An 11,636-nucleotide genomic window follows, 5' to 3' on the forward strand; every position below is an offset into this window, starting at 1 on the left:
GGAGTGCCCTGAGGAGTGCGTGCTGCCGTGCCTCGGCCTCACGGCTCCGAACGGTGATGAGACTCTGAAAATCGGCCAGAGCTGCTTCTCTTCCTCACTTGTTCCGGTTTCGGACGGTGTGGGGAGGGTGGGGAGTATGAGACATGCTTGAGGGGCCGCCGACCGTCAGGTCGGCGGCCCCTGGCCTCGGTTACGCGCTGGGCCGACGTTGCGAACGGCATCCGGGCACCTGGCTGGCGCGCCGGCTCCGATCCGACAGCTGGAGCGGCATGGCCCAGACGTTCCTGACGCGTCACGGCGGAACCGCCGTGCTCACCGGCAGGTTCGTCGGAGTCATCCGGGCCTTCCTGCCCTTCGCCGCCGGAGCGTCCGGCATGCCGTACCGCCGCTTCTTCTTCTACAGCGCGGCACGCATCGCTGGTCTGGGGCGCCGGTAACGTGCTCCTCGGCTACTTCGTCGGCACGGCGGCGACCAGGGTCCTGCACTCGGCAGGGCTGATCGGCGCCGCCGCGCTTGCCGCCGTTGCTGTGGCGCTGTTCTGCGTTGTGTGGGTCCACAAGCGCCGTCGCGGCCGCTTGCAGGCCGCGAGTGCCGTGGTGGCGTCGGGCGGGGTTCCTGGAACCTCCGAACAGCGGCCAATGCGCGTCGTCACGTATTCCGAGGAGAAGTAGTCCATGGGACGCGCCGGGACCTGCACTGACCGCGCGGCACCGACGTAGGCACGGGTCGCCCGCACCCTCGACAGACCCACGCCGCCGCACGCCGAAGGCGTCGGATTCGGCACGGACGCTGGTGATCACCGACGTCCCGCCCTTCTCCCCGGTATCGCAGCGGCCGCGCATGTCAGCACCCGGCGCGAACTCGGTGAGAACGGCAATGAGGCTTCTCAGCACCGCGGAGCGAGGTCGGACGGGTCGACCGGGGCACTGGCGGGCGGCGGAGCAGCCGCCTCGACGCTCCCACGGGCGCTGTATGCCGTCGAAGGCCAGACCGGTGTGGAGCTGGTCGCGACGATCAGCCGTCCGTCACGCCCTCGGCCCACGCCCCCCATTCGCAGGCCCCGGGCAGCGGTTCGAACCGCTCCGGCGTTGTCGGTCAGCTCGTCCACCGCCACCCCGTCCTGCGTGGACGGCGGCGAACTGCCTGACCGCCGGCGAAGCCCGACGGCGCGTCAGAGCACGCCGGTCCAGACCAGCTTGGCGCCCGAGTCGCCGGCCAGGTAGGAGTAGACGAGATTGAGGCCGGAGAGGCCCACCACGACGACCACGAGCGCCGCAGGCGCCCAGCGTGGCATACGGGCTTCGCGCTTCGATCGAACCTGCAGCAACAACAGAATGGTCGTTATACCGAGTCCCAGACTGAGAAGCTGCAACGTGTCGGCGTAGTCCGCGTGTTGCGCCACCTTGTGAAGCACGCTGCTCGGGTAGTGCTTCTCGGTGACCACCTCCTGCAGGCTTTCGCCGGACTCCCGGGCGACGATCGCCATGAGAGGAGTCACCACCGCGAGCACCCACACCACCCAGCCCAACTGGGGGCGGAACCGGGGCAGCACGGCGTATCCAGCAGCGCCCAGCGCCAGCAACGGGATGAGCACTACCGCCGCGTGCACCGCAAGCGGGTGCAGGGGGAGACCCATGAATTCTTTGAACACTGCTCGCTCTCGTTCCCTAGTGCGTGAATGCCGGCTCGGCCGTGGTCGACTCGTGCCAGCCCTCTGACGAGTCAGCCGACATGCGGACGAACGGCGGCCGTCTGCTCCACACCGGTCCCCGGCTGGACCGTGGCGACGGTGGCGGCGCCGTTGGCCTGGTTGCCCGGCGAGACGCCTCGAATGGCCATGGGACCGGCCACCGCCGTGGTGACGAGGGTGTTCAGCAGGGTCTGCCGAGCGAGGCGCCCGGCTGTCGGGGGCGGCTCCCGGTGCGCCGGGCGCGCCGGCGTCATGGTTGCCGAGGCCGGAGAGTGCGGTGTTCGGCGTCGGTACGTGCATCCGGCCCGGACCGAAGCCGCTGTTGACCCGGTGAAGAGGACCTGGCCGACGGTCCGCTCGCTCTCGGCATGTGGCCCAACATGCATCAGATGGCACAGCGTGTCAATGTTGGCCCGGTGTGATCTATCTAGACGATGCGTCGGGCATCCGCGCTGCACCCGGCGCCGCCAGCCGGTCGCCGAGCGGTCAGGACCGGGCTGCTGGTGCCGCGGTGCGGGCCCGGTGCGCGCGGATCTCGTCGTGGTGGTCGGCGGCCCAGCCGATCAGGGAGGTCACGATCTCGTGGAGGCCGCGGCCCAGCGGGGTGAGGGAGTACTCGACGCGCGGCGGAACCTCCGCGTATGCGGTGCGGGTGATCAGACCGTCCTCGTGGAGCTGGCGGAGCGTGAGGGTGAGCATCCGCTGGGAGATTCCGGGGACCTGGCGCTGCAGGTCGGTGTAGCGCAGCGGGCCGGACTCCACGACCGCGATGAGCAGCAGGCTCCACTTGTCGCCGACTCGGTCGAGGACCTGCCGGATGAACTCCATGTGCTCGGCGGGGATGCGGGCGCATGGTCCCACTGCCGCCGCGCCGCCCGAACTGCCGGTGACCTCCATGACGCACATTCCTCTCCGGCACACACACCGATGTGCCTTTTGTATCGACTTCCATACTGGCCCATCATGGCGCTACGAACAAAACGTAGGAATCACAGCGCAGGCATGGGAGGCGCGTCATGAAGATCGAGGTCTGGGCCGAGGTCACCTGCCCCTGGTGCGGACTGGGCAGCCACCGTCTGGACCGGGCCGTGGAGCGGTTCGAGCACGGCGACGAGGTGGAGGTCGTCCACCACTCGTTCCCGCTGAGCAGTTCCTTCCCCGTGGGTGAGACGTTCAGCGTCCGTGACGCGCTCCTGCGCCGGCACGGCATGGGCGGCTCCCAGGCCGAGGCGTCCACGCGCCGGATCGAGGCGCTGGCCGAGGCCGAGGGACTCCGCCCCTACAACGTGCTGGACAACCTGGTCGGCAACACCGACCTGGCGCACGAGTTCCTCGCCCACGCCTCCGCCGAGGGCAAGAACCGCGAAGCCTGGGACGCGATCTTCCGCGCCTACTTCGGCCGGGCCCGCCCCGTCTTCAGCATGGACGACCTGCTCGACCTGGGCCAGGAGATCGGCCTGGACCGCGAGGGCACCCGCCGGGCGCTCACCGAGCACCGCTACCAGCGCCACGTCCGCGACGATGCCGCCCGCGCCCAGCGCCTGGGCGCCACCGGCGCGCCCTTCATCGTCATCGACGGCAGGTACGGCATCCCCGGAGCGCAGGACAGCGACGGCCTTCTCGACGTGCTGCGCACGGCCTGGGACGAGTCCCACCCGCTCACCCTGACGACCGACGGCGACGCTGCGGTCTGCGGCCCCGACGGCTGCGCCGTACCGGCCCGCAACTGACCTCCACCGGTCACCCCCCGATCCGCCCCCCCCGACCCACCCTTGATCGTTTCGAAAGGCTGAGTTCTCCATGTCCTACCTGCTGCACATCGACGCCTCCTCGCTCGACGAGGCATCCGTCTCCCGTCAGGTCGCCCGGTCCTTCCGTGAGGAGTGGAAGGGCCCGGTCGTCCACCGCGACCTGGCCGCCTCCCCCGCCCTGCACCTCAGCGCGGCGGGCATCACCGCCCGCACCACCGACCCCGCCGAGCACACCCCCGAACAGGTGAAGGCCGCGGCGGTCCAGGACGAGCTGATCGAGGAGTTCCTCGGCGCCGACGCCTACCTCTTCACCGTGCCGATGTACAACCTCACGATGCCGTCCGTGTTCAAGGCATGGCTGGACCAGATCATGGTCGCCGGGCGCACCCTGAGCTTCGACGGACCCCCTCCCACCCTCGGCCGCCCCGCCACGGTGATCTCCGCACGCGGCGGCGGCTACGGCCCCGGCGCCCCCAAGCACGGCATGGACCACCTGGTGCCGACGCTGGAAACCGTCCTGGGCCACCCGGCCAACCTCGGCCTCGACCTGACGACGATCCTGCCCGAACTGACCATGGCCCCGTACGTGCCGATGATGGCCCCGCTGCTGCCGGTGCACGAGGCGTCCATGACCAAGGCGCACGACGAGGCCCGCCGCCTGGGCTCTGCCCTGACCGGCCGCCAGGCCGCCTGATCCACCCCTGAACTGCCCGAAAGGCGTTTGATCACCATGAGCAACCTCCTGGTCCTCGGCGGCAGCGGCCGCACCGGCGCCCACGTCCTGGAGCACGCGGCCCGGCGCGGCCACCGCGTCCGCGCCCTGGTCCGCAACCCCGGCAAGGTGCAGGCACCGGCCGGCGTCGAGCTGGTCCAGGGCACGCCCGCGGACATCGACGACATCCGCCGGGCCGCCGAAGGCACCCAGGGGGTGATCAGCGCGCTGGCCAACGCCCGCGCCTCCGACAACCCGTGGGCCAAGCCGGTCAGCCCGCCGACGTTCATGACCGACGCCGCCCGCAACACGCTCACCGTCATGCGCGAACAGGGCATACCCCGCATCGTGCTGACGTCCACACAGGGCGCCGGCGATGACTGGACCCGGCTCAACCCGCTGGTCAAGGCGTTCATCAACCTGTCGAACATCAAGGCGGGCTTCGCGGACCACACCGGCCTCGACCAGGTCGTCCGCGCCTCGTCCGGCATCGACTGGACCCTGGCCCGCGCCGTCGCCCTCACCGACAAGCCCCTCAGCGGCCCCGTACAGGCCGCCGAGGCCGGCACCGAAAAGCCCGGCGCCCGGATCAACCGCGCCGACCTCGCCCACTTCCTCGTCCAGACGATCGAGGACGACACCTGGATCCGCAAAGCCCCCCTGGTCTGGAACACCCGCGGCTGACGCCCTCGGGCGGTCCGCCATGAACCGGACCCTGTTCCACCCCACCCCACCCCACCACCGCACCGCAATCCGAACAGTGAAGGGGAGAACATCCCATGTCCAAGGTGATCGCCATCTTCGGCGCCGGCAAGGGCCTCGGCGCCTCCGTCGCGCGCCGCTTTGCCCGCGAGGGTTTCCGTGTGGCGCTCGTCGCCCGCGGCAAGGAGCGTCTCGACGCCCTCGTCGAGGAGCTGAAGGCCGAAGGCATCGACGCGGCCGGTTTCACCGCCGACCTGTCCAAGCCCGAGCAGGCCGGCGCCACGGTCCAGGCCATCCGTGACCACTTCGGTCGCATCGACGTGGTCGAGTACGGTCCGATCAGCGGCGAGCAGGCCTTCGCTCCCGCCGCGAAGCTGGACGCGGCCACCCTGCGCAAGGACAGCCCGCTGCTCCTGCTCACCCCGGTCGAGGTGGCCCAGGCCGTGCTGCCGGAGTGGAACGAGCGCGGCGACGGCGCCTTCCTGATGACCACCGGCGCCACGGCCGGCTCCCCGCGCCCCTTCGCCAGCGGCGTCGGCCCGCTCATGGCAGCCGCCCGCAACTGGCTCTTCTCGCTCAACGGCGAGCTGGCCGACGCCGGCATCTACGCTGGCACCCTGTCCATCGCCGCGTTCATCGCCCGGAGCGAGATGGGCGAACTCGCCGCGAGGAGCCTGGCCGAGACCGGCTCCGGCACGGGCCCGCTCGTCGACCCGGACGCGCTGGCCGACCAGTACTGGGACATGTACACCAAGCGTGACCGCGTCGAGCAGCTCTTCCCCGAGTACGACGCCGCCTGAGGTAACGGCTGGGCAGGTGCTGCCCTACCGGCCCAGTAGGACACCGCGCGGGGTGCGGCGCCCGGACGCACAGCCGTGCCCCGACGGTAGTCGAGCGGGAAAGCCCACGAGCCTGCGCGGCCCGGCAGCGCAGCCCGCGTTGCCGAGCCCTCAGCCGCCCCGTCATCAGCTCACCCGACCTCATCCCTGCCGTGATCCACACACTGTCAGCCTTGCCTGGGGGCGGATCGCTCCGCGAGGTCCGCTTCAAGCTGTCGAACATCAAGGCGGGCTTCGCGGACCACACCGGCCTCGACCAGGCCGTCCGCGCCTCGTCCGGCATCGACTGGACCCTGGCCCGCGCCGTCGCCCTCACCGACAAACCCCTCGGCGGCCCCCTACGGGCCGCCGAGGCCGGCACCGAAACGCCCGGCGCACGGATCAACCGCGCCGACCTCGCCCACTTCCTCGTCCAGACGATCGAGGACGACACCTGGATCCGTAAAGCCCCCTCGTCTGGAGCACACGAGGATGACCCACCCCATGATCCACACCCACCTCATGCACCACAGCTGTCCGACCTTAGGCGCGCCGTCCCCCGACGGTGACGCCGGACTGGAGTGACATGACAACAACCGACACCCCCCACACCGACATCGCGTTCAACCAGCGCCTGCGCGTCGTGTTCGACGATCTCCAGAAGACGTTCGGGGACGTGGCGCTCAGGCAGGGCATCACGTTCGAGGAGCTGGGCCAGGCCATCACCTACGTGACGAAGCTGGTCGCGTCAGGGGAGTTCCCGCTGGCGACGATCCAGCTCCTCGCCAACCGCACGATGGAAGTCAGTTACGGCAGGGCCTACGCCCACCCGGAGAAGGACGGCGCCTCCACCTGGATGGCGACCGGGCCCGCCTACGTCCCCGGGGCACCGCAGATCGGCAACCCCGGCGTGCTGCCGATGGCACCCGACGAGCCCGGCGAGACCCTGCTCGTCTCCGGCACCGTACGTTCCACCTCGGGCAAACCGCTGCCCGGCGCGGTCATCGATCTCTGGCAGACCACCGCCAACGGCCAGTACTCGGGCCTGACACCCGAGCAGGCGGGACCCCTGGACGGCCTCGACGTCGTCGGCTTCGACCTCCCCAAGTACCACCTGCGCGGCAAGATCGTCACGGATACCGAAGGCCGCTACGAGTACCGCACCGTCGTACCCGGCGAGGAAGCCTCGGCGGTGCCGGGCAGCCTGCTTGACAACCTCCTGCTCATGCTGGGACGGGCCAACTCCCGCGCCAGGCACATCCACGCGCACATCACCCACGACGACCATCACATGCTCACCCACCAGATCCACTTCGACGGCGACCCGCTCGTCGACATAGTCACCGAGGGCGCCATCGCCCGGGAGATGATCCACAAGACCGAACTCCACGAGGACCCCTCCGAGTGGGAAGCACGCGGTCTGACCGGCCCCTACCGCACCCTCACCTGCGACTACACACTCCGCCCCATCGGCTTCGATGAGGTCAAGGACCCCTACCACCTCGAAGGCTTCTGGAAGAAGTGACAGTGACCCGGTGAACAACAGGATGTGGGCGGCGCCGTCAGGCGCCGCCCACGGCCGACAAGGAAGGAATCCGGGTCTGTACGGTGAGGGGTGTAACTCCCGAGCTCGAAGCAGCGGCCACCACACCCCTCAGGTCCGCCGCCGCCTCCTGCTCGAGTTCGCCTCGCACGCCGACCCCCACACCCCGGCCGTCCTGTCCAACGCTCGCGTGCTGGGGGGAGTGTAAATCTAACGGCGGATCCGGACGATCATGGGAGAGACGTCAAGTGACTGATACCGCCGTGGAGTTGGAGACCGTGGAGCCTGTCGAGAGTGCCCAGTCGGGGCAGCCTGTGCCCGTGTCCGACGAGCAGCTCGTCGCGATGCTGGTGGAGCGTGCCCGGTCGGAGGGGCTGCAGCTGACCGGGCAGGGTGGGCTGCTTCAGCAGCTGACCAAGCGGGTGCTGGAGTCTGCCCTGGAGGGCGAGATCACCGATCATGTCGGCTACGACAAGCACGACGTGGCCGGCAGGAACAGCGGCAACAGCCGTAACGGCACCCGGGCCAAGACGGTGCTGACCGACGTCGGCCCGGTCGAAGTGAAGGTGCCCCGCGACACCGCCGGCACCTTCGAGCCGCAGATCGTCAAGAAGCGGCAGCGCCGGCTGACCGGCGTGGACGAGATGGTGTTGTCCCTGTCCGCGAAGGGCCTCACGCACGGGGAGATATCGGCTCATCTGGCCGAGGTGTACGGGGCGGAGGTGTCCAAGCAGACCATCACCACGATCACGGACAAGGTGATGGAGGGCATGGCGGAATGGCAGTCCCGCCCGCTGGACCGCGTTTACCCCGTCGTCTTCGTGGATGCCATCAACGTGAAGATTCGGGTTCTGTCGACGATCTTGTGATCCAGTGCGGAAGGCGTCACCGTGCGAGCAGGACGCGTTTGCGAAGGAGATCGAGGCCGGCACGGCCGAACATCTGGCGTTTCAGCATCTTCAGCCGGTTGATGTTGCCTTCAACAGCGCCTGAACTGTGTGGCAGCGACAGACCGTTGTGGACGGCGTCGAAGTCACGGCGGAGGTTGCGGGCGAAGCCCGCAAGCGGAGCCAGAGTGTCGTGCTCGACGCCGACGATCCACTCCTCGAGCCGGTTGCCGTGGCGTGCGGTCATCATGACGGCGAACTTCCTGACGTGGCCGGTGAGCCGGTCCAGCTCGGGGTCGCGCTCACGCAGACGGTACAGCTTGTCGGCATCGCCGTCGCGGAGGTGTTCGGGGTGGGTCATGATCCATGAGGTGACCTCACGGACAGAGGGAGGCTTGGGGCCGACGGCGGGTGCGTGGCCGCGCCCGGTGCGGTAGCGCCGCAGGTGACGCTGGACAGCCAACTCGCCTCCTGGATAGCCGAGTTGCTGGATCTCCCGGTGGAGCTGTGCGGCATTTCTTATGCCTTCGTTCCAACGCTGGTGCAGGTAGCCGACGTACGGGTCGACGATGTGCGCCCGCTGCAGGCTCTTGGCGACGAGATCATCGGCGGAGCGGGCGCCCACCAGCTTGCGGACGGTAGCTTGGTGCAGTCCGAGCTTCCGCCCGATCGCCGCCTTCGACATCCCCTGCGCCCACAGCTCGTGGGCGGCGGCGTGCTGCTCCCGCAGCCGGGTCACGATCTTCAGCTCCTTCGACGGCTGCACCACCTCGGGCTCCGCTTCCAGGTGGCCGGCGCCGTCTTCCGCTGCGGCAAGAGGTTCGGCCAGGTGGGAACGGTGAGCGTTGACCGTCTTCTCGACCGCCTGGCCGAGGTTGGCCCACAAGTGATACCGGTCGGCGACCTGCTGAGCCTGTGGTGCTCCGACCCGCGCCCCCTCTCCGTAACCGCTGGAGCGGTCCCGGCAGATCACCTTCACCTCGGGATGGCCGCGGAGCCAGGCGGCCAGGTCCTCTCCCTCGCGACCGTCGTAGAGATGAATCGGCCGGTGGGTAGCCATGTCGATCAGTACCGTGCCGTAATGTCGGCCCTTGCGAAAAGCGAAGTCATCGACACCCAGGACCTCCACCTCACCGACGTCCGGCTCAGGCACGGCTCTGACCAGGCGCAGGAGTGTGTCCCTGCCCACCGTGATACCCATGGCGATCGCCAGGCGCGCTCCCGCCCGGCCCGCCAGGGCCAGGCCGATCTGCGTCAACATCCCACGCATCAAAGGCGTGTAGCGACTGTGTGGGGTGGTCAGTCCCGCGACCTGCTCGGCGAACGTCACCGCCGGGCAGACGGGGTTCCCGCAGCGGAAACGGCGCACACATAACTCGATCACGACGCCAAGACCGCCCGCCGCGGCGTCACGCAGCCTGCGTATGTACCGGCCGTGCACCCGTGCCGAGCTCTCACCGCACCCGCAGACCGCCGTTGCCGCCCGCACCCGCGCCCTGAACACCACCCGGTCCGGTCGCCTCTCCACCTCCTCGATCACCAACGCGGACAGGTACGGAAACAGCTTCAGGAGCACATCACGAGAGCACGCGATGCATGATCGCGAACAGGCGGCGCAACGTACTCAGCCGTCCGGATCACAAGATCGTCGACAGAACCAAGATTCGCGATGGCAAGGTCGCCAACCGCCCTGTCTACGTTGCGATGGCGGTCACGGTCGAGGGCACCCGGGACATCCTCGGGATCTGGGCCGGTGACGGTGGTGAGGGCGCCAAGCACTGGCTGCAGGTCTTCACCGAGCTGAAGAATCGGGGAGTTGAAGATGTCCTCATGCTCGTCTGCGACGGGTTGAAAGGTCTGCCGGACGCGGTCGAGGCGGTCTGGCCCCGCACGGTCGTCCAGACGTGCATCGTTCACTTGATTCGCAACAGCATCCGGTACTGCGCCCGTCAGGACTGGGACAAGGTCGCCAAGGATCTCAAGCCCGTCTACACCGCTCCCAGCGAGGCCGCCGCGACCGAACGGTTCCTGGAGTTCTCCGAGAAGTGGGGCACCAAGTATCCGGCCGTGATCAAGCTGTGGTCCGACGCCTGGGCCGAGATGGTGCCCTTCTTGTCCTTCGACGTCGAGATCCGCAAGGTCATCTGCAGCACGAACGCGATTGAGAGTGTGAACGCCCGGATCCGCAAGGCGGTCCGGGCCCGCGGCCACTTCCCTACAGAGGCCGCCGCGTTGAAGTGCGTCTACATGGCGCTGATGAGCCTGGACCCGACGGGCAAGGGCCGGCGCCGCTGGACGATGCGCTGGAAGGCGCCCCTGAACGCCTTCCAGATCGCCTTCGATGGCCGCCTGACCCCCACCGACCAGCGATAACCCAACAACCAAGATCAGCCGTTAAGTTGACACACCCTGCTGGGTGAGGGTATCGACCTTATCTAGAGCTGGTCTGGTTGTGAGGGACGTTTGGTGTGGGGCTGAGCTGGGATGATGCGGGCCTGTAGCCCCTCGGGCCGGTGTGTAAGGCACGTTTGGTGTGGATGTCACCTGCAGGGATGAACGCCTTCGTCGTCCTCCGGCCCGGTAGGTCGGTGGTGGCTAGGGTCCCGGCATGGATTCACGGTTCATGGCGGAGCGGGCGGTTGATCCCGCCACCGGTGAGGCGAGGTGGGTCGTCGCTCATTCCGCGACGCTCGACCTGCAGGTGGAGGCGACGGCGTTCATCGCCTCGCTGCGCTCCCGGGGGCTGTCGCCGAACACCGAGCGCGTATACGCCGGGCGGATCGCGCTCTACCTGAACCACTGCGCCGAGCTGCGCCTGGACTGGCGTGTGCCGAGCTTCCTGTCGCTGTCGGGGCTTCAGCGGTGGCTGGTGACCGAGCCGTTGCCGCCTCGCGGCCGCCGCCCGCGACAGGGCAAGCCGGTGTTCCGGTCGCGGAACACGGCGAATGCGGTGATGACCGCTGTTGCGGGGTTTCTGCGGTTCGGCGTCGCGAACGGGTGGATCGCACCGAGGGTGGCCGGCCTGCTGTCGCAGTCCAAGTACCTGGTCCATGCCCCAGCCGGCTACGAGGTGGGGGCGCGGGACCAGTTCCGCATCATCGACGCGGCGTCGTTCCGTTTCCGGATCACCGAGCCCGGCTACGAGGACCTGACGCCCGACCAGATCGCTCACATGATGGATCTCGCGTCCCGGGCGAGGGACCGGTTCCTGATCGCTCTGCTCGCCTGTACGGGGGTGCGGATCGGCGAGGCCCTCGGACTGCACCGCCAAGACGTGCACCTGCTCGCCTCCTCCCGCGCCCTCGGTTGCACGACGGAGGGCCCGCATATCCACATCCACCGGAGAACCGACAATCCGAACCAGGCGCTGGCCAAGGCCCGCAAACCCCGCACCATCCCCGTCACCGCTGATCTGGTCATCCTCTACACCGACTACCTGTGACGGAGCATTGATCTTCAGGGGCTTGGTCGTTCGGGCCTGGTGTCTCGTCTTTGAGGGTGGGACTCGGGATGGCCGGAGCGGCTGCGTTCG

13 protein-coding genes and 2 pseudogenes are annotated in these 11,636 nt (G+C 68.8%); 11 read left to right on the plus strand and 4 right to left on the minus strand.

Translation table 11 applies throughout. From position 1 onward, the window contains the following. Positions 1–143 precede the first annotated feature (143 nt). Both ACZ3KP_RS39850 and ACZ3KP_RS39855 read left to right on the plus strand, forming a co-directional pair. Positions 144–437 carry a DedA family protein gene (locus ACZ3KP_RS39850; RefSeq protein ID WP_467505916.1) on the plus strand — a complete coding sequence of 98 codons (294 nt, stop codon included), beginning with the start codon at positions 144–146 and terminating at the stop codon, positions 435–437. A gap of 1 nt (position 438) precedes the next feature. Then, positions 439–672, plus strand: coding sequence for a hypothetical protein (locus tag ACZ3KP_RS39855; RefSeq protein WP_467505917.1), 234 nt, complete (start codon positions 439–441; stop codon positions 670–672). Positions 673–1,172: 500 nt separating this feature from the next. Here ACZ3KP_RS39855 and ACZ3KP_RS39860 read toward each other — a convergent pair whose 3' ends face one another. The 3 genes from ACZ3KP_RS39860 to ACZ3KP_RS39870 all read right to left on the minus strand — a co-directional run bounded on the left by ACZ3KP_RS39860 (position 1,173) and on the right by ACZ3KP_RS39870 (position 2,588). Then, positions 1,173–1,652, minus strand: coding sequence for a DUF2231 domain-containing protein (locus ACZ3KP_RS39860; protein WP_467505919.1), 480 nt, complete (start codon positions 1,650–1,652; stop codon positions 1,173–1,175). Between the two features lie 71 nt (positions 1,653–1,723). Further along, positions 1,724–1,945, minus strand: coding sequence for a hypothetical protein (locus ACZ3KP_RS39865; RefSeq protein WP_467505921.1), 222 nt, complete (start codon positions 1,943–1,945; stop codon positions 1,724–1,726). Positions 1,946–2,177: 232 nt separating this feature from the next. Beyond that, positions 2,178–2,588: a winged helix-turn-helix transcriptional regulator gene (locus tag ACZ3KP_RS39870; protein ID WP_467505922.1), complete on the minus strand. Its 411-nt coding sequence runs from the start codon at positions 2,586–2,588 to the stop codon at positions 2,178–2,180. A gap of 119 nt (positions 2,589–2,707) precedes the next feature. Here ACZ3KP_RS39870 and ACZ3KP_RS39875 point away from each other — a divergent pair, with 119 nt between their 5' ends. From ACZ3KP_RS39875 to ACZ3KP_RS39905, 7 genes and pseudogenes are all read left to right on the plus strand, one after another. Continuing rightward, positions 2,708–3,421 carry a DsbA family oxidoreductase gene (locus tag ACZ3KP_RS39875; RefSeq protein WP_467505924.1) on the plus strand — a complete coding sequence of 238 codons (714 nt, stop codon included), beginning with the start codon at positions 2,708–2,710 and terminating at the stop codon, positions 3,419–3,421. Positions 3,422–3,491: 70 nt separating this feature from the next. Further along, complete coding sequence (locus tag ACZ3KP_RS39880; protein WP_467505926.1) at positions 3,492–4,136, plus strand: FMN-dependent NADH-azoreductase; 645 nt, start codon at positions 3,492–3,494, stop codon at positions 4,134–4,136. A gap of 36 nt (positions 4,137–4,172) precedes the next feature. Next, a complete protein-coding gene (locus ACZ3KP_RS39885) occupies positions 4,173–4,838 on the plus strand; it encodes an NAD(P)-dependent oxidoreductase (RefSeq protein ID WP_467505928.1) in 666 nt (221 codons plus the stop codon). 95 nt (positions 4,839–4,933) lie between these two features. Then, the gene (locus tag ACZ3KP_RS39890) at positions 4,934–5,656 is read left to right on the plus strand and encodes an SDR family NAD(P)-dependent oxidoreductase (RefSeq protein ID WP_467505930.1); all 723 of its coding nucleotides are present in this window, start codon (positions 4,934–4,936) and stop codon (positions 5,654–5,656) included. Between the two features lie 212 nt (positions 5,657–5,868). After that, the gene (locus tag ACZ3KP_RS39895; protein WP_467505932.1) at positions 5,869–6,243 is read left to right on the plus strand and encodes an NAD(P)H-binding protein; all 375 of its coding nucleotides are present in this window, start codon (positions 5,869–5,871) and stop codon (positions 6,241–6,243) included. 17 nt (positions 6,244–6,260) lie between these two features. Further along, the gene (locus ACZ3KP_RS39900) at positions 6,261–7,199 is read left to right on the plus strand and encodes a dioxygenase family protein (protein WP_467505933.1); all 939 of its coding nucleotides are present in this window, start codon (positions 6,261–6,263) and stop codon (positions 7,197–7,199) included. Between the two features lie 362 nt (positions 7,200–7,561). Next, positions 7,562–8,065, plus strand: a pseudogene (locus ACZ3KP_RS39905) (transposase); the annotation flags it as partial. A 37-nt stretch (positions 8,066–8,102) separates the two neighbouring features. Here the strand turns inward: ACZ3KP_RS39905 and ACZ3KP_RS39910 are convergent. Then, positions 8,103–9,680, minus strand: a complete 1,578-nt coding sequence (locus ACZ3KP_RS39910; RefSeq protein WP_467505935.1) for an ISL3 family transposase — start codon at positions 9,678–9,680, stop codon at positions 8,103–8,105. Positions 9,681–9,763: 83 nt separating this feature from the next. Here ACZ3KP_RS39910 and ACZ3KP_RS39915 point away from each other — a divergent pair. Both ACZ3KP_RS39915 and ACZ3KP_RS39920 read left to right on the plus strand, forming a co-directional pair. After that, a pseudogene (locus ACZ3KP_RS39915) lies at positions 9,764–10,477 on the plus strand (IS256 family transposase); the annotation flags it as partial. Between the two features lie 250 nt (positions 10,478–10,727). Further along, the gene (locus ACZ3KP_RS39920; protein ID WP_467505936.1) at positions 10,728–11,546 is read left to right on the plus strand and encodes a tyrosine-type recombinase/integrase; all 819 of its coding nucleotides are present in this window, start codon (positions 10,728–10,730) and stop codon (positions 11,544–11,546) included. Positions 11,547–11,636: the final 90 nt, after the last annotated feature.

The organism is Streptomyces sp. NPDC020958 (genome assembly GCF_055562175.1).